The sequence below is a fragment of the Plastoroseomonas arctica genome, assembly GCF_018128965.1.
GTDB lineage: Bacteria > Pseudomonadota > Alphaproteobacteria > Acetobacterales > Acetobacteraceae > Plastoroseomonas > Plastoroseomonas arctica.
Window position 1 is genome coordinate 1 of the sequence record NZ_JAAEDH010000030.1, and the last position, 15,641, is coordinate 15,641.

A 15,641-nucleotide genomic window follows, 5' to 3' on the forward strand; every position below is an offset into this window, starting at 1 on the left:
AGGCCGCGCTGCGCCTCGGCTTCGAGGACGCCGCGCGTGCCGGCCGCGCCGCGAGCGAGCCCGCCCGCGAAGGCCAGGGCATCATGGAATCGGCGCTCGCACGCGTCACCGGGCTCGTCACCGTCCGCCGCGGCGACCAGGTGGTGTGGGGCGACACGGTGCCGGCCGAGATCGAGGCTTCCCGACGCCTGCTCGAAGCCGGCGACCTCGCCGGCGCCACCGCGCGGCTGCAGCGCCTGCCCGCACCGGCGCGCAGCGGTCTCGCCGCCTGGCTCGACCAGGCCGAGGCGCTGCTGGCGGCGCGCGCCGCCCTCCGCGACCTCGTGGCGGGCTGAGCGCCATGCGCCATGTCCTGGGCTTGCTGATCCTCGTCGGCGGCGCGATCGCGCTCGCGCTCTGGCTCGCGGAGGTCGGCGGTTCGGTCGAGATCCGCTTCGGCGACACCTGGATCGGGGTGTCCTTCCCGATTGCGATGCTGGCCCTCGTCTCGGCCTTCATCATCCTGCACTCCATCCTGTCGCTTATCGGCTGGTTCCGGCGCATGCCAGGGCGGGTGGGTGCGCGCATCGCGCTGCGCCGACGCGCCGATGGCGATGCCGCGGTGACGCGGGCGCTGATCGCGCTCGCGACCGGGGCCGCGAGCGGGGCGCGGGCGGAGGTCAAGCGCGCGCGCAGCCTGCTTGGCGACACGCCGCAGACCCTTCTGCTGACCGCCGAGGCGGAGCGCCTGGCCGGGCGCGAGGATGCGGCGGCCGAAGCCTTCACCCTGCTCGCCAAGCGCGACGATGCGCGTTTCCTGGGTTTGCGCGGGCTGCTCCGCCAAGCGATGCAGCGCGAGGACTGGCCGGAGGCGCAGCGCCTCGCGCGCGAGGCTGAGATCGCGCAGCCGGGCGCGGCCTGGCTGCGCGAGGAACGCCAGCTGCTTGCCGCCCGTACGCGCGATTGGCGCGAGGCGTTGGCGCTGGCACCCAAGGGCGCGCCGCTGGGCCCGCTGGCGCTCGCCGCGGCGGCGCAGGAACCCGATGCGGAGAAGGCCGCGGCACTCGAACGCCAGGCCTTCAACGCGGACCCCGGCTTCGCGCCGGCCGCACTCGCCTATTCGTCGCGTCTCGCCAGCCAGGGCAGTCCGCGCCGGGCGCGCTCCACAATCGCCGATAGCTGGGCGCGCGCGCCGCATCCGGACCTTGGTGCCGCATGGATCGCGCCGATCGAGGACAAGCTCGCCCGCGTGAAGGCGGTGGAGGACCTCATCCACACGACCCGTGAGCACCCCGAGAGCCGCTTGCTGATGGCGCGCGTCGCGCTGGACGCCGGGCTGACCGGTCGGGCCCGGAGCGAGCTGGAGGCGGCCGCCGCGCGTGGGGCCGATCGCCGTGCCTACCTGATGCTGGCCGAGCTCGAGGAAGCCGAGCATGGCGACAGCCCCGAGGCGCGCGCCGGCCAGGCGCGCTGGCTGCGCGACGCGGCGAACGCGCCGCCCGAACCACGCTGGCGCTGCACCGATTGCGGCACCGAGCACGCGGCCTGGACGCCCGATTGCTCGCATTGCTCGGCCGCGGGCACGATCATCTGGGGTGCGGCGCCGGCGCGTATCACCGATCGGTCCGCGCCGCGCAGCGCCGCCTGAGGCGCATGGCTGCATCCCGGATCGAAATGGCGCTGGACCGGCCGCGCGAAGCCGGTCTAGCGTTTGCTCATGCGCACCTTCGGAACCCGCACGCGAATTAAAACCCCCGTCGCCTGACTGGCGCCCTGCGGGGCGCGATGCGGCCGGTTCGCCTGCGCCCCGATGCTCTTCCCGAAGGTTTCCCCGATGCCCGATACCGTACTCCTCACCGCGCGCTTCCGCGTGCTGGCCGATGCCGAGCCTGGTCTGCTGACGCGATTGCTGATGGCCTTCGCCAAGCGCGACCTGACGCCGGACCTGGTCACCGCACGGCGCGAAGGCAGCGCGCTTCGTGTCGAGATCGCCTGCGTGATGGCGGCCGACGACGTGCACCGCGTCGAGGGCAACCTTGGGCAGGTGGTGGGCGTGCGGCGGCTGGAGACCGAGGAAGGTGCGATCCGCCGCGTGGCGTGAGGCTGTGCCCTTCGTTGTTCCATGATGCTGCGCCCGGCCGGCGGCTGCCACCTGATCCGCACCCGCGGCCGGCGGAGCCTCAGCGTTCGGGGCAGTCCAGAACCCGCTACGGGCTCAGCGCAAATCCCGCATAGCCGCGCGCGGCGACGTCCTCGCAGATGCCTCGGTACCGCGCCATCCCACCGGCATAGGGCATGAAGACGCGCGGCTTTCCGGGCACGTTCGCGCCCAGGTACCAGGAGCTCGACGCCTGCGGCAGCAGCGTCTCGTCGGCGGCGGCATTCACCTGCCCCACCCAGTCCTCCACCGCCTCCGGCGCCGGCTCGATGCGCGCGATGCCGTTGGCGCGCAGATGCGCGATGCAGTCGGTAATCCACTCCACATGCTGCTCGATGGCGACGGGCATGTTGCACAGCACAGAGGGGCTTCCCGGCCCGGTCACCGTGAACAGGTTCGGGAAGCCCGCCACCTGCAGGCCCAGATAGCTGCGCGGCCCAGCGGCCCAGGCATCGCGCAGCGCAATGCCATCGCGGCCCTCGATGTTCAGGCGCAGCAGCGGGCCGGTCATCGCATCGAACCCCGTGGCAAAGACGATGATGTCGAGCTTGTGCTCGGTGCCGTCTCGCAGCCTCAGCCCGTCGGGGGTGATGCTCTCGATTGGGTTCGACCGCACATCGACCAGGCTGACATTGGGGCGGTTGAAGGTCTCGAAATAGAAGCTGTCGATCGGCGGCCGCTTGGCCGCATAGGGGTGGTCGATATCGGACAGCAGCGCGGCCGTCGCGGGGTCCTTCACGATTTCGCGGATCTTGCGCTTAACGAACTCGGCCGCCGTCTGGTTGGCCTTCAGGTCGGTCAGGATGTCGGAGAAATTTGCGCGGAACTGCAGCCCGCCTTTCTCCCACGCCGCCTCGTAGATCGCCTCGCGCTCCGCCTCGCTCACGTCGAAGACCGAACGTTCGGTGATGCGGAAGGCGTGGCCGTTGGTGTTGGAGTGCATGACCTCGCGGATCTCGTCGAAATTCTCGCGCACGTGGCGGCGGAATTCCTCGCTCAGCGGGGCGTTGCGGGCGGGCACGGAGTAGTTCGGCGTGCGCTGGAAGACGGTGAGGTGCGCGGCGTGCTCCGCGATCACCGGGGCAGCCTGGATGCCGGTGGAGCCTGTGCCGATCTGGCCCACGCGCTGGCCGCGCAGGAATTCCAGGCCCTCATGCGGCCATTCGCCGGTATGGACCGTTCGGCCCTTGAAGGAGGCGAGCCCGGGCATGTCGGGCGTATTGGTCGTCGACAGGCAGCCCACCGCGGTGATCAGCCAGGTGGCCGAGACCGTCTCGCCGGCCTCCGTCGTCACATGCCACAGGTTTTCCTCGGCATCGTAGCGCGCGCCGGTGACGCGGGTGTTGAAGCGGATGTCGCGCTTGAGGTCGAAGCGGTCCGCCACATGGTTCAGGTAGCGCATGATCTCGGGCTGCTCCGGATAGCGCTCGGAAAACTCCCATTCGCGGATCAGCTCGGCGGAGAAGGCGTAGCAGTAGGAATGGCTTTCGGAATCGCAGCGCGCGCCGGGGTAGCGGTTCCAGTACCAGGTGCCCCCCACCCCCTCGGCCGCCTCCAGGACCTCGACCTTGAGGCCCAGCCGGTCGCGCAGCGCGTGGAGCTGGTACAGGCCGGAGAACCCGGCCCCGATGATCAGCGCGTCAAGCGTCTTTGGCATGTCGATCCTCCTGTGCGGACCCGCGCGGGTGGGGCCGCCTCGCCATTCGTGGCAACATGGGCCCGACGGCCTGGAATGGGAACCCGCGCGGCGCGACATGCCAGCGCAAGCGGCGGATGGTTCGCAGCGCCGCGGCCATGGGAGAAGGGCGCATGGACATGAACACACCCGACTTCGCCGACCCCGACGCCCGCCACTGGCAGGCGGTGCTGGACCGCGCCCCCTCCGACACGCTTTACGCCGTGACGACGCAGGGCGTGTTCTGCCGAACGGGGTGCCCCTCGCGCCCGCCGCTGCGGGGCAACACCCGCTTCTTCGCCGATGTGGCGAGTGCCGAGGCCGCAGGTTTCCGCGCCTGCAAGCGCTGCGACCCGAAGGGCGAGCGCGCCGCGCTGCACGCCGCCGCGGTGGCGGCCGCCTGCCAACTCATCGAACAGGAGGACACCATGCCGAGCCTCGCCCGCCTTGCCGACCACGCCGGCTATGCCCGGCACCATTTCCTGCGGATGTTCCGCGACATCACCGGCGTGACCCCGCGCAGCTATGCCGAGAATGTGCGCGCCCGACGGCTGAGCAGCGCGCTGGCAAACGGGTCGCGCGTCGTCGATGCGGTGCTTGATGCCGGCTATGGCAGCGAGAGTCGGGTCTACGGACAGCCCTCCCGCGTGCTGGGGATGACGCCGGGTGCGGCGCGGCGCGGCGGTGCGGGGGAGGTGATCCGCGCAGCCCTGGCGGACAGTGCGCTCGGCCCGCTGCTGGTGGGTGCGACGGAGCGCGGCATCTGCTTCATCGGCTTCGGCGAGGATGAGGCGGCATTGCGCGGCGACCTCGCGGCGCGCTTCTCCCGCGCCGAGGTGATCGAGGCTGACGACACGCTGCGCGCAATGGTCCAGCAGGTGGTGGATTTCTGTGCCGAGCCACGCGCGGCACTGGCGCTGCCGCTGGACCTGCGCGGCACGGCCTTCCAGCGCCAGGTGTGGGAAGGGCTGCAGCGCATCCCGTTCGGCGAGACCACGCACTACGCAGCCTTCGCGGCGAGCCTCGGTCGGCCCGATGCGGTGCGCGCCGTGGCGCGGGCGATCGCGTCCAACCCGGTCTCCCTGGCGGTGCCTTGCCATAGGGTGCTGGGGAAGGGGGGCGATCTCACTGGGTATCGCTGGGGCGTGGAGCGGAAGCGGGCGATCCTGGCGGGGGAAAAGTCGCGCCGGGCATAGAGGACAGCCGGCCCGCGAGCCCGAACGGGCGAAGCTTGTAGGGTGAACAAAGCGCGGAAGCGTATCCCCGGCACCTAGGGCCCGCACTTATGCCGACAAAATCGCCACATCCAGCAGCCGCTCCAGCACCTCCGGCTCCTGCGCGCCCGCGATCGCGTGGCGGCCATCGATGACGAAGCACGGCACCCCGTTGATCCCCAGCCGATGCGCGCGGAGGTTGTCCGCATGCACCGCCTCGGCCTCGGCGCGGCTGAGCAGGAACATCCGTGCGCCACGCGGATCCAGCCCCGCCGCGCCGGCCAGTTCGCTCAGCACGTCGATCGACCCGATATCCGCACCTTCGAGGAAGTAGGCCTCGAACAGCAGGTCCACCAGCGGCTCGGCCAGCCCATGCTGCTGGGCGAAGCGCACCAGCCGGTGCGCGTCGAGCGAGCAGGGGATGCGGCGGATGCGGTCGAAGCGGAAATGGATGCCCTCGGCGCGGCCGACCTCGGCGATCGCCGCGTGCAGCCGCCGCGCGCGATCCTCGCCGCCGAATTTCCGCACCAGGTAGTCCTGCCGCGAGACACCCTCGGGCGCGATGTCCGGATTGAGCAGGAAGGGTCGCCATTGCAGCTCGGCCAGCACCTCCGGCCGGGCGCGCAGCATGCGCAGCAGGCGCCGCGTGCCGAGGAAGCACCAGGGGCAGACGAGGTCGAAAACGATCTCGATCGCGATGCGCGCGCGGGGTGGGGAGAGCTGGTTCACCCCCTCTATGTAGCGCGTCGCCCCGCCGATTGGCAGGGTCTTGCCGTCGGCCGCCGGTCAGTCCGGTCGCAGGCCGGCCTCGGCCACCACCGCGCCCCAGCGCGCCACCTCCTCGCGCATGTAGCGCACGCTGCGGGCACGGTCCCAGCCGAGCATGTCGAAGCCGCCTTCCGCGGCGCGCTGGCGCAGCCCGGGGTCGGCGATGGCGAGGAGGACGGCGGCCTCGATCGCGGCCTGCACCGGCTCGGGCGTGCCGGCCTGCACCATCAGCCCGGTCCAGTTGCCGATCAGCAGCCCGGGCATCCCGGCCTCCGCGGTGGTCGGCACGCCCGGCAGCAGCGCATGGCGCGCCGGCGCGGTCACCGCGAGCGCGCGAAGCCTTCCGCCGCGCAGCTGGGCAATCACCTCGGGCAGGTTCGCGACGATCATCTCGACATGGCCGGCGAGCAGGTCCGTCACCGCCGGCGCCCCCCCGCGATAGGGCACATGCAGCAGGTTTGCCCCCGACCGCGCCTCGCGCCGAAACAGCTCGAGCCCGAGGTTGGGCGGCGAGCCGGCGCCGGAGGAGGCGCAGCTGACCGAGCGTTCGCGCGTCATCGCCGCAAGCCCCGCGAGGTCGCGCGCCGGGTGGTTCTCGGCGACCGTGACCACCAGCGGCAGCGAGCCGAGCACCGAGATTGCCGCGAGGTCGCGCTGAAAATCATACGGCGCGTTGGGGAAAAGCGCGACGTTGACGGTGTGCGCCATGGTCATCGCGAGCAGGGTGTGGCCGTCCGGCGCTGCCTTGGCCACGGCGTCGGCGCCGATCAGCGCGTTGCCGCCGGCCCGGTTCTCCACGATCACCGGTTTCTGCCATTCGGCGCCGAGGCGCTCGGCGAGGAGCCGCGCCATGATGTCGGTGATCCCGCCGGGCGGAAACGGCACCACCACGCGCACCGGCCGATCGGGAAACCCCTGCGCCCGCGCGCTGCCCGCACCGGCGATGGCGAGGAGGGCAGGCAGGGCGCGGCGGCTGATCATCGGCGTCTCTCCAGGGCGCACGCTGCGCCGGCGCGGCTGAGAACCGCACGGGATTTCGCCCGGATCAACCCAATTCCGCCGACGGGAAAACCTTTCCCCGACGGCGTCGCATCGCCACAGGATCCTTGGCGTGAGGAGCGTCCGCGGAGGTCAGCGTGCCTCGGCGATCTCCAGGTGGGCGGCGCCGTTCTGGCGCAGCCGCGCCATGTTGGCCGGGGCGCAGCGTTGCTCAGCAAAGATCGGGCTGTCGGGCTGCACCACCTCAAGCTTCCCGCGCACGCGACAGAGATAGGTGCCGGCATTGCGCGCCGAGGCGCCGTGCCAGCGCCGCAGAACCTCCGCCCAGTCGCCGGTGCGCTGGTGGTTGGTGGTCAGGAAATTCGCGGCCCAGTCGGCCGCTGCGCGCGGATCGAGCGGCCAGGTCTGGCCACGGGCATGCACGCCGGCATTGATTTGCAGGCATCCCGCCATGACCGAGCCGCCGCCGCTCGCGAGCAGCAGGCGGTCCGCCTCGGCGCGGGTATCGGGGAAATAGGCGCGGCCGCGGATGCTCAGCGCATGCGCGTGCAGGCCGGACTCGTTCAGCGCGATGGCGACGAGCAGGCCCGGCGGCAGGTTGTGCCGGCGCTCGGCGGAACGCAGCGCCGTGAGGCAGGCGGCGCGCGGCGAGCCACGGGCCGCAAGGCCCGCATCGGTGATCGAGGGGATGCTCGGCGTCGCGACCCAGGGCGGGAGGCTCGTGGGCAACGGCGTGCTTTGCGGCAGCCGCGCGCCCTGCGGCAGGGTCAGACGCGGTCCGGCGGCCAGCGGGTCGACCACGATGTCGAGCGGACGCGAAAAGGCGATGGGCCGGGCGACCGGCGGGCGGCTCGCGTGGCGGCGCGCCGTGCTGGTCTGCGCCTCGGCCGGCATCGCGCCGATCAGGCAGGCGAGGGCGCCGGCGCCGAGCATGGCGGTGAAGGCCCGGAGGCGGTTGGCGAAACGCTGTGCGAGACGAACCCGGCTCGGATGGTGGCGGCCGGGGGTTGCCGCAGTCGAAGGCCTCGACCCGAGGCCATGGGATCCGAGATGCTGGCTGCCCCGCCGCAAAGCGCGCTGGGACTTCGCCACGTGCGACCGCCGGGGGGGCGGGAACAGACCGTTTGCGCTCGTCATGGACTTGCCCACTAACATGTCGCCGGACGCTGTCAAACACTAACTCGCCAAACCCCGACAAGAGGACTGGGAATTAGGGATTTGGGCAGCATTGAGGCAAAGTAAAAAGCAGTATTCGATACTTATAGTGGGCCGGGCCGCGGGCTGTTCTGACAGTCATACTGCGGATTTTTTCACTAATATCGTCCGGGCGCCGGCAACCCAGGGCCGCGTCCCAATTTCGTCTCCGTTGCGGCGCTGTACCGGAAAAACCCGCGCTTGACCGGCACCGGGCCGGACGCCAGCTTGCGGCCCGCGGGGCCTGCCGCGATCGCCCCCGCGACGCCGCGGCCCAGGCATCGCCTCCAGCACCCTCGAGGGGAGTGGACGATCATCGCCGCACCGAATGCCATTGCCGCGGGTGCCGATCGCGCCGTGCACGCTGCCGTCCCCATGCCGCGGCTGTCGCAGGCGATCCGCGTCTGGGCGCGCATCGGCTGCCTGTCCTTCGGCGGCCCCGCCGCGCAGATCGCGCTGATGCATCGCGAAGTGGTGGACAATCATCGCTGGGTCTCCGACGCGCGGTTCCTGCACGCGCTCAACTTCTGCATGCTGCTGCCGGGGCCGGAGGCGCAGCAGCTCGCGACCTATCTCGGCTGGCTGATGCACGGTGTGCGCGGTGGCCTCGTCGCGGGGCTCATGTTCATCCTCCCGGGTGCCGCGGTGATGCTGGCGCTGTCGGTCCTCTACGCCACGCTGGGCAGCGTGCCGCTGGTCGCGGCGCTGTTCTTCGGCCTGAAATGCGCGGTGCTGGTCGTCGTGGTCGAGGCGCTGCTGCGCGTGGCGCGGCGTGCGTTGAAGGGGCGGGTCCCCTGGCTCGTCGCCTGTGCCGCCTTCGTCGCGCTGTTCGCGTTCAACGCTCCCTTCCCGGCGGTGGTGCTGGCCGCACTCGCCCTCGGCTATGCCTGGCCGGAGGCCTTCGCCGCCTCCGGCCATGGCCGTGCCGCCGATGGGCCGCCGGCGCTGCTGGACGCGGCCATCGCCGCGGATCCGGGGCGGATCGCGCGCTCCGCACCGGCCGCGCGTCGGGCCGGGGTCTTCGCCCTGCTGCTCTGGGCGGTGCCGGTCGTCGCCACCTGGGGCATGCACCCGTTCGGCGACATCGCCTGGTTCTTCTCGAAGATGGCGGTGGTGACCTTCGGCGGCGCCTATGCCGTGCTCGCCTATGTCGCGCAGGAGGCGGTCGAGCGCTACGCCTGGCTCACCGCAGCCGACATGCTGGCCGGCTTGGGGCTCGCCGAGACGACGCCCGGCCCGCTGATCCTGGTGCTGCAATTCGTGGCCTTCCTCGGCGCCAACCAGGCCGCCGGGCTCATGGCCGGCGTCGTGGGCAGCCTGATCGCGGTGTGGGTGACGTTCGTGCCCTGCTTCGCCTGGATCTTCCTCGGCGCGCCGCTGGTCGAGACGCTGCACGACATGCCGCGCCTCAAGGGGGCACTCGCCGGGGTGACCGCCGCCGTGGTGGGCGTGATCGCGAACCTCGCGGCCTGGTTCGGGCTGCAGGTGCTGTTCGCCGAGCGGGTGACGGTCCTCGGCGGGCTGGAGCTGCCGGTGCTCGCGAGCCTCGACTGGCGGGCCGCGGTGCTGGCGCTGCTCGCGGGGCTATGCCTGTTCGGAACGCGGCTCGGCCTGGGGCGCACGCTCGCGGTCAGTGCTGCGGCGGGCGGGCTGCTCCACTGGCTGTGAGGGTGCTTCGTCGCGCCGTTGCGAAGGGTCGGGGAAGCGCAGGCAGAGCTCGGCCCCGCCTCCCGCCCCGTTGGCAAACTCCACCTCGCCGCCCAGCCGGTTCGCCATGCTGCGGATGATCATCAGGCCCAGGCTCTTCTCGTGCGATTGCCCCGCGTTGCCGAAGCCCGGACCATCATCCCGCACGCGCAGATCCCATTTCGCGCCCTCGTTGCGCAGGCGGATCGCGAGCGTGCCGCCCTCGCGGCCTACGAAGGCGTGCTTCAGCGAATTGGTTGTCGCCTCGGCGACCACCATTGCGAGCGAAGTGCCGGCGGCGGGGGCGATCGCCACACTCGGCGCCTCGACCTCGATCGCCACGTCCGAACGTCCGGCCGCGGCCAGCACATCCTGCGCGAGATCCTTCAGCGCCGGGCCGATGCCCTGGCCGCCGAGGCTCGGGTCGTGCAGCCGCCGGTGCACGCGCGCGAGCGTGCTGAGCCGGCTTGCCGCAGCATCGATCGCGACCTTGGCCTCGGATTGCGGCGTCAGCAGCCGCGCCTGGAGCGAGAGGATGCTGCTGATCAGCTGCATACCGTTGGCCACGCGATGCTGCAGCTCCTGGAACAGGGTCTGCTGCAGCGCGCGCTGCCGCTCGAGCTCCATGCGCTTGGCGTCGCGGCGACGAAGCGACTCGACGAGCATTGCCACGAGCACGATCTGGGAGGCGCAAACGATCGTGAAAAAACCAAGCGCGAGCGGCCCTTGCGGCCACATCAGGGTCCAGCTATCGCGCGGCTCGAGAAAAAAATACCAGGCGGACAGGAACGACGCGATCGCGACGAACACCGCGACCCGCCAACCACCGAAATAGGCGGTGAACAGTACGGCAAGCGTGAAGGTCACGAAGGGGAGGCCCTTGAGCACCTCATCGGCAAGATAGCGAACCGCGAAGGCGGCCGCGAAGAACACAAAGCCGACGGCGAAATCCCGCGGCGTCTCGCGCCGAAGGTTCGGCCTCGTCCAATCAATCATTCTATCACTCGATACGCCGTCGCGGAGGAAGTGTAACAATCCCTCGAGCACGTCGCATTATCATGGGACATAGTCGGTCGTCTCGCAAAAGGGTCATCGATGCTGCCACCGTTGCGCTGTAGCGCATGCCCGCTACGCCCGTTACCGGCTACAAATCCCTGCCCGGGGAGAAGCTCGACGCCATCTTCGCGATGAAGGTCGGGCAGGCGATGGTTTCGGCCGGCGCATCCATCCTACACGAGGGCGGACGGGCGGCGCACCTGTTTACCGTGCTTCGTGGATGGGCATTTCGATACAAGACACTGCCCGATGGGCGCCGTCAGATCCTGAACATCCTGTTGCCGGGCGACCTGGTTGGCTTGCAGGCGGAAATCGCCACCCCGGTGCCGCACAGCGTCGAGGCGCTGACCGAAGTGGAACTCTGCGCCTTCGGCGAGGACGCGCTATGGACGCTCTATCGCGACCATCCGGAACTCGCGCTCGACGTCACCTGGTTGTCCGCGAATGAGGAGCGAATTGTCGATGAGGCGCTGGTCAGCACCGGCCGGCGCACCGCGCTGGAGCGCGTGGCGGCTCTGCTGGTCTACCTCTACAAACGGGCAAGCGTCGCAGGCTTGGTGCAGAGTGGCACAGCCCCATTGCCGCTGACCCAGTCGCACTTGGCTGACACGCTGGGGCTGTCGCTGGTTCACACAAACCGAACCCTGCAGCGACTGCGCAAGGGTGGGTTCATCCGGCTGGAAGAAGGCCGCCTCGCCATCGGCGACCTCACGACATTGTCGCGGGTCGCCGCGTATTGGGAGGCGGTGCCCTCAAATCGTCCGCTGCTCTAGAGCGCTTCGGGCACGATCGGGTTGGGGATCATCGGACCCGGTGCGGGTGGCGCCTCTTCCGGGATCGGGATCGATGGCTCACGGATCGGGGGCGGTGCCTCCGGCTCCTGCGGCGGCCGGTCCGGCCCGCCAGGGATCGGAATCTCCGGGCCGTGGTGAGAGGCCCGGATCGTAACGACGGACGGTTCGAACGGCATGGAAAGCTCCTCGATGTCGGCGGGCATCAGCGGTTCGGCGCCCCGGTGGCCGGCGCGGCGCCGGGCGGAGAGACGAAGGTGCCGGACCGCGGCATCACCGCCGACGCATCGGGCGCGGCGTTGCCGGCGGCGGGCGCGTTGCCCGAGCTTGGCGCGGAGGTGCCACCCATGCCGGGCGCATTTCCAGCCACGCTGCCGGGCGGCATCGGGCTGGGGTTGACGCTTTGCGCATTGGCGCCGGGCTGGGCGCCCGGCTGCATGCCCGGCGCGTTGCCCGCGACACTGCCCGGCGGCATCGGGGTGGGATTCACGGACTGGGCTGTGCTGCCCGTCCGCGGCTGGCCGGCGTTGGCGCCACTGCCGCCCGGGACGGGATCAGGGATCGGGCCGGTCGAGGTTCCCGCGGGCGGAGTCTGCCCGGCGACGACCTCGGGCGGGGTGGTGCCGGACGGCGGCGGCGGCGCCTGGGCCGTCGATGGGCCCGGGACAGGTTGGCCGCTGGTGTTGCCCGGCGCGGTCTGGGCCAGGGCGCCGCCAGCCAGGAGAATTCCGGCAAAAAGGGCGGGAATGCATTGATTTCGCATCGTTTTCCTCCGCTTGGTCGTGTGTCGAGGGAAAACGCCATGCGGCGATGGAAGTTGCGCGGTCGGCCGCTCCGCCCGGGCTTCAGGTTTTCGTTTGCGCCAGTCGCAGCGCCACGCTTTCCGCATGCGCGTCGAGCCCTTCGGCGCGGGCCAGGGCCACGGCGGCGGGCCCGACCGCGGCCAGGGCTTGTTCATCGGCCGACACCCAGGTGGTGCGCTTGAGGAAGTCATGGACGGACAGGCCGGAGGCGAAGCGCGCGGTGCGGCCGGTGGGCAGCACGTGGTTCGGGCCGGCGACGTAATCCCCCACCGCCTCGGGGCAGAAGCGACCGAGGAACACCGCGCCGGCGTGGCGGATCTGGGCCATCAGCGCGCGGGGCTCGGCGACCATCAGTTGCAGGTGCTCGGGTGCGAGGCGGTTGGTGAGCGACGCGGCTTCGACGAGGTCACGCACCAGGATGATGGCGCCGTGGCGGCGCCAGCTTTCGCCGGCGATCGCGGCGCGGGGCAGCGTGGTGAGCGCGCGTTCGACGGCACCGGCCACGGCATCGGCCAGTGCCGCGTCGGTGGTGATCAGCAGGGACTGCGCGCTCTCGTCGTGCTCGGCCTGGGCGAGAAGGTCCATCGCGACGTGGGCGGGATCATTCGCGGCATCGGCGATGATGACGACCTCGGAGGGGCCGGCGATGGAATCGATGCCGACGCGACCGAACACCTGGCGCTTCGCCTCCGCCACATAGGCGTTGCCGGGACCGGTGATGCGGTCCACCGGCGCGATGGACTCCGTGCCATAGGCGAGGGCGGCGACCGCCTGCGCGCCGCCGATGCGCCAAATCTCGGTAACACCCGCGCGCTGCGCCGCGGCGAGCACCAGCGGGTTCAGCACGCCGTCGGGGCTGGGCACGCAGATCGCGATGCGCGCCACGCCCGCGATGCGCGCGGGGATGGCGTTCATCAAGACCGAGGAGGGGTAGCTCGCCTTGCCGCCGGGAACGTAGAGCCCAACCGCGTCGAGGGCGCCCCATCGCATGCCAAGGGTGAGTCCCGCATCATCGGTGATCTCGATATCGCGCGGCATCTGGGCACGGTGGAAGGCGGCGATGCGTGACGCCGCGAGGTCGAGCGCGTCCAGCAGCGCCGCCGGCACCGAGGCGGTCGCCGCCGTGATCTCCGCCTCGCTCACCCGCAGCGCGGCGGCATCGGCCGGTCGCCAACGGTCGAACTGCGCGGTGTAGTCCAGCAGCGCCGGATCGCCGGCGTCCCGCACCCGCGCGATGATGGCTGCGACGGCCGCATCGACCGCCGCCGCGCTGCCGCGGGGGTTGTCGAGCAGCGCCTCGAAGGCGGCATCGAAGCCCGGGTCGCGCGTGTCCAGCCGGATCACGGTGCAGGAGCCTCAAGGGCGATGCGGAAGCGTTCGATCCAGGCGCCGATCGCCTCCGGCCGCGTCTTGAGCGCGGTGCGGTTGACGATGAGGCGCGAGGTGACGGGTGCGATCACCTCCGTCTCCACCAGCCCGTTCGCCTTAAGGGTGGAACCGGTCTGCACGAGGTCCACGATGAGTTGTGCGAGACCCAGCGAGGGGGCCAGCTCCATCGCGCCGTTCAGGTGCACGATCTCCGCCTGCACGCCGCGCGCGGCGAAATGGCGGCGCGCGATGTTGGGGTACTTCGTCGCGACACTCACGCGCGACCATTGCGCAGGGTTCTCGGCGGCATCGCGGTGCTCCGACTCGGCGATCGAGACGCGGCAGCGACCGATGCCGAGGTCGAGCGGGGCGTAGATCTCGGCGTCATCGAACTCCATCAGCACGTCCGCGCCGCAGATGCCGATCTGTGCCGCGCCGTGCGCCACGAAGGTGGCCACGTCGAAGGGCCGCACGCGCACCACATCCAGCAGCGGATCCGAGGTCGGGAAGCGCAAGCGGCGGCTGTCCTCTTCAGTGTAGTCGGCGGCCGGGACGATGCCGGCGCGCGCGAGCAAGCCACCCAGCTCGGCCAGGATGCGGCCCTTTGGCAGGGCAAGGATGATGGTCTCGCTCATCCCGTCACGCGCGCGATATCGGCACCCACGGCGGCGAGCTTCTCCTCGATGCGCTCATAGCCGCGGTCGAGATGGTAGACGCGGTTCACGGTGGTCTCACCCGTCGCGGCGAGGCCGGCCAGGATCAGCGACACCGATGCGCGCAGATCGGTCGCCATCACCGGCGCGCCGGACAGCCGACCCACGCCGCGGATGATCGCCGAAGAGCCGTGCACGTTGATGCGCGCGCCCATGCGGTTGAGTTCCGGCACGTGCATGAAGCGGTTCTCGAAGATGGTCTCGGTGAGCATCGCCGCGCCCTCGGCCACGCACATCAGCGCCATGAACTGCGCCTGCATGTCGGTGGCGAAACCGGGGAAGGGCTCGGTCACCACATCCGTCCCGTGCAGGCCGTTCAGGCGGCTGACCTGTAGGCCATCCGCCGCCTCCCGCACATCCACGCCCGCATCGCGCAGCGTGCGCGTCACCGCGCCCAGATGGTCGAGCCGCGCACCCTCCAGCAGCAGCGACCCGCCGGTGATCGCCGCCGCAATCGCAAAGGTCCCCGCCTCGATCCTGTCCGGGATGATCCCGTGCGTCGCGCCCGACAGCCGTGCGCTGCCCTTGATGGTCAGCTTGTCGGAGCCGATCCCGTCGATATCCGCGCCCATCGCCATGAGACAACGGGCCAAATCCCCGATCTCCGGCTCGCGCGCCGCATTCACCAACTCCGTCTCACCCGACGCCAATGCCGCCGCCATCAACAGATTCTCGGTCGCGCCAACCGACACCTGCGGGAAGATGATCCGCGCCCCCTGCAAGCCACCCTCGGGCGCCGTCGCCTCGATATACCCGGCCTCCACGACGATGGTCGCGCCCATCGCCTCCAGCCCCTTCAGGTGCAGATCCACCGGCCGGGTGCCAATCGCGCACCCACCCGGCAAACTCACCCGCGCCCGCCCATAGCGCGCCAACAACGGCCCCAACACCAGCACCGACGCCCGCATCCGCCGCACCAGATCATACGGCGCTTCGAGATTCGTCGCCCGGCCCGCCAGCGTCAGAGTCCGCGCGCGCTTGTCATGCTCCACGCTCAACCCATGCTGTGCGATCAACCCCGCCATGGTCTCGATATCCGCCAGGTCCGGCGCATTCGTCAGCACCAACGGCCCATCGGTCAGCAACGCACAGGCCATCAACGGCAAGGTCGCGTTCTTGGCGCCTGAGACGGGAATCCGACCCTCCAGACGACGCCCCCCGCGAATGCGAATACGGTCCATGCGTCAGTGTCCTGTCGAAACTTGTGAGGGAGAAAGCATGGAGGCGCTGCCCCCAA

The 15,641-nt window shown here is 70.7% G+C and carries 16 protein-coding genes; 6 read left to right on the top strand and 10 right to left on the bottom strand.

Translation table 11 applies throughout. The annotated features are described in order from the left end of the window. From GXW79_RS19630 to GXW79_RS19640, 3 genes are all read left to right on the top strand, one after another. Positions 1-335: hypothetical protein (locus GXW79_RS19630; RefSeq protein WP_408901564.1), on the top strand; the 335-nt coding region annotated here is incomplete at its 5' end. A 5-nt stretch (positions 336-340) separates the two neighbouring features. Further along, entirely contained in the window at positions 341-1,627 is a 1,287-nt protein-coding gene (locus tag GXW79_RS19635) for a heme biosynthesis HemY N-terminal domain-containing protein (protein WP_211876151.1), read from the top strand. Positions 1,628-1,813: 186 nt separating this feature from the next. Continuing rightward, positions 1,814-2,080 carry a hypothetical protein gene (locus GXW79_RS19640; RefSeq protein ID WP_211876152.1) on the top strand — a complete coding sequence of 89 codons (267 nt, stop codon included), beginning with the start codon at positions 1,814-1,816 and terminating at the stop codon, positions 2,078-2,080. 106 nt (positions 2,081-2,186) lie between these two features. Here the strand turns inward: GXW79_RS19640 and GXW79_RS19645 are convergent, their stop codons facing one another. Next, positions 2,187-3,794, bottom strand: coding sequence for a flavin-containing monooxygenase (locus GXW79_RS19645; protein ID WP_211876153.1), 1,608 nt, complete (start codon positions 3,792-3,794; stop codon positions 2,187-2,189). Positions 3,795-3,952: 158 nt separating this feature from the next. On the opposite strand from GXW79_RS19645, the gene ada reads away from it, so the two are divergent. Then, the gene (gene ada / locus GXW79_RS19650) at positions 3,953-5,008 is read left to right on the top strand and encodes a bifunctional DNA-binding transcriptional regulator/O6-methylguanine-DNA methyltransferase Ada (protein WP_246504158.1); all 1,056 of its coding nucleotides are present in this window, start codon (positions 3,953-3,955) and stop codon (positions 5,006-5,008) included. Between the two features lie 87 nt (positions 5,009-5,095). Here the strand turns inward: ada and GXW79_RS19655 are convergent, their stop codons facing one another. From GXW79_RS19655 to GXW79_RS19665, 3 genes are all read right to left on the bottom strand, one after another. Further along, a complete protein-coding gene (locus GXW79_RS19655) occupies positions 5,096-5,755 on the bottom strand; it encodes a DsbA family oxidoreductase (protein ID WP_211876154.1) in 660 nt (219 codons plus the stop codon). A 57-nt stretch (positions 5,756-5,812) separates the two neighbouring features. Further along, positions 5,813-6,775: a Bug family tripartite tricarboxylate transporter substrate binding protein gene (locus GXW79_RS19660; protein ID WP_211876155.1), complete on the bottom strand. Its 963-nt coding sequence runs from the start codon at positions 6,773-6,775 to the stop codon at positions 5,813-5,815. A 150-nt stretch (positions 6,776-6,925) separates the two neighbouring features. Further along, entirely contained in the window at positions 6,926-7,726 is an 801-nt protein-coding gene (locus GXW79_RS19665) for a transglycosylase SLT domain-containing protein (protein ID WP_246504159.1), read from the bottom strand. A gap of 618 nt (positions 7,727-8,344) precedes the next feature. On the opposite strand from GXW79_RS19665, the gene chrA reads away from it, so the two are divergent. Beyond that, entirely contained in the window at positions 8,345-9,655 is a 1,311-nt protein-coding gene (gene chrA / locus GXW79_RS19670; RefSeq protein ID WP_367614980.1) for a chromate efflux transporter, read from the top strand. On the opposite strand, the gene GXW79_RS19675 is transcribed toward chrA, so the two are convergent. Beyond that, the gene (locus GXW79_RS19675; RefSeq protein ID WP_211876156.1) at positions 9,572-10,720 is read right to left on the bottom strand and encodes a sensor histidine kinase; all 1,149 of its coding nucleotides are present in this window, start codon (positions 10,718-10,720) and stop codon (positions 9,572-9,574) included. The two genes, chrA and GXW79_RS19675, sit on opposite strands and share 84 nt — an antisense overlap. A 74-nt stretch (positions 10,721-10,794) precedes the next feature. On the opposite strand from GXW79_RS19675, the gene GXW79_RS19680 reads away from it, so the two are divergent. Further along, positions 10,795-11,502 carry a Crp/Fnr family transcriptional regulator gene (locus GXW79_RS19680; protein ID WP_246504160.1) on the top strand — a complete coding sequence of 236 codons (708 nt, stop codon included), beginning with the start codon at positions 10,795-10,797 and terminating at the stop codon, positions 11,500-11,502. Here GXW79_RS19680 and GXW79_RS19685 read toward each other — a convergent pair. The 5 genes from GXW79_RS19685 to murA all read right to left on the bottom strand — a co-directional run bounded on the left by GXW79_RS19685 (position 11,499) and on the right by murA (position 15,585). After that, the gene (locus tag GXW79_RS19685) at positions 11,499-11,699 is read right to left on the bottom strand and encodes a hypothetical protein (RefSeq protein ID WP_246504164.1); all 201 of its coding nucleotides are present in this window, start codon (positions 11,697-11,699) and stop codon (positions 11,499-11,501) included. The two genes, GXW79_RS19680 and GXW79_RS19685, sit on opposite strands and share 4 nt — an antisense overlap. Before the next feature lie 26 nt (positions 11,700-11,725). Further along, positions 11,726-12,010 carry a hypothetical protein gene (locus GXW79_RS19690; RefSeq protein WP_211876158.1) on the bottom strand — a complete coding sequence of 95 codons (285 nt, stop codon included), beginning with the start codon at positions 12,008-12,010 and terminating at the stop codon, positions 11,726-11,728. A 355-nt stretch (positions 12,011-12,365) separates the two neighbouring features. Next, complete coding sequence (gene hisD, locus GXW79_RS19695; RefSeq protein WP_211876159.1) at positions 12,366-13,667, bottom strand: histidinol dehydrogenase; 1,302 nt, start codon at positions 13,665-13,667, stop codon at positions 12,366-12,368. After that, entirely contained in the window at positions 13,664-14,326 is a 663-nt protein-coding gene (gene hisG, locus GXW79_RS19700; protein ID WP_211876160.1) for an ATP phosphoribosyltransferase, read from the bottom strand. The genes hisD and hisG overlap by 4 nt, the downstream gene beginning before the upstream one ends. Next, complete coding sequence (murA, locus tag GXW79_RS19705; RefSeq protein ID WP_211876161.1) at positions 14,323-15,585, bottom strand: UDP-N-acetylglucosamine 1-carboxyvinyltransferase; 1,263 nt, start codon at positions 15,583-15,585, stop codon at positions 14,323-14,325. Before murA ends, hisG begins: the two co-directional genes overlap by 4 nt. Between the last annotated feature and the right edge of the window lie 56 nt (positions 15,586-15,641).

What these genes read in the sequence shown, in the direction of transcription:
- GXW79_RS19635 (WP_211876151.1), top strand. Translation starts at nt 341, where the DNA reads ATGCGCCATGTCCTGGGCTTGCTGATCCTCGTCGGCGGCGCGATCGCG.
- GXW79_RS19640 (WP_211876152.1), top strand. Translation starts at nt 1,814, where the DNA reads ATGCCCGATACCGTACTCCTCACCGCGCGCTTCCGCGTGCTGGCCGAT.
- GXW79_RS19645 (WP_211876153.1), bottom strand. Translation starts at nt 3,794, where the DNA reads ATGCCAAAGACGCTTGACGCGCTGATCATCGGGGCCGGGTTCTCCGGC.
- ada (WP_246504158.1), top strand. Translation starts at nt 3,953, where the DNA reads ATGAACACACCCGACTTCGCCGACCCCGACGCCCGCCACTGGCAGGCG.
- GXW79_RS19660 (WP_211876155.1), bottom strand. Translation starts at nt 6,775, where the DNA reads ATGATCAGCCGCCGCGCCCTGCCTGCCCTCCTCGCCATCGCCGGTGCG.
- GXW79_RS19665 (WP_246504159.1), bottom strand. Translation starts at nt 7,726, where the DNA reads ATGCTCGGCGCCGGCGCCCTCGCCTGCCTGATCGGCGCGATGCCGGCC.
- GXW79_RS19680 (WP_246504160.1), top strand. Translation starts at nt 10,795, where the DNA reads ATGCCCGCTACGCCCGTTACCGGCTACAAATCCCTGCCCGGGGAGAAG.
- GXW79_RS19685 (WP_246504164.1), bottom strand. Translation starts at nt 11,699, where the DNA reads ATGCCGTTCGAACCGTCCGTCGTTACGATCCGGGCCTCTCACCACGGC.
- hisG (WP_211876160.1), bottom strand. Translation starts at nt 14,326, where the DNA reads ATGAGCGAGACCATCATCCTTGCCCTGCCAAAGGGCCGCATCCTGGCC.
- murA (WP_211876161.1), bottom strand. Translation starts at nt 15,585, where the DNA reads ATGGACCGTATTCGCATTCGCGGGGGGCGTCGTCTGGAGGGTCGGATT.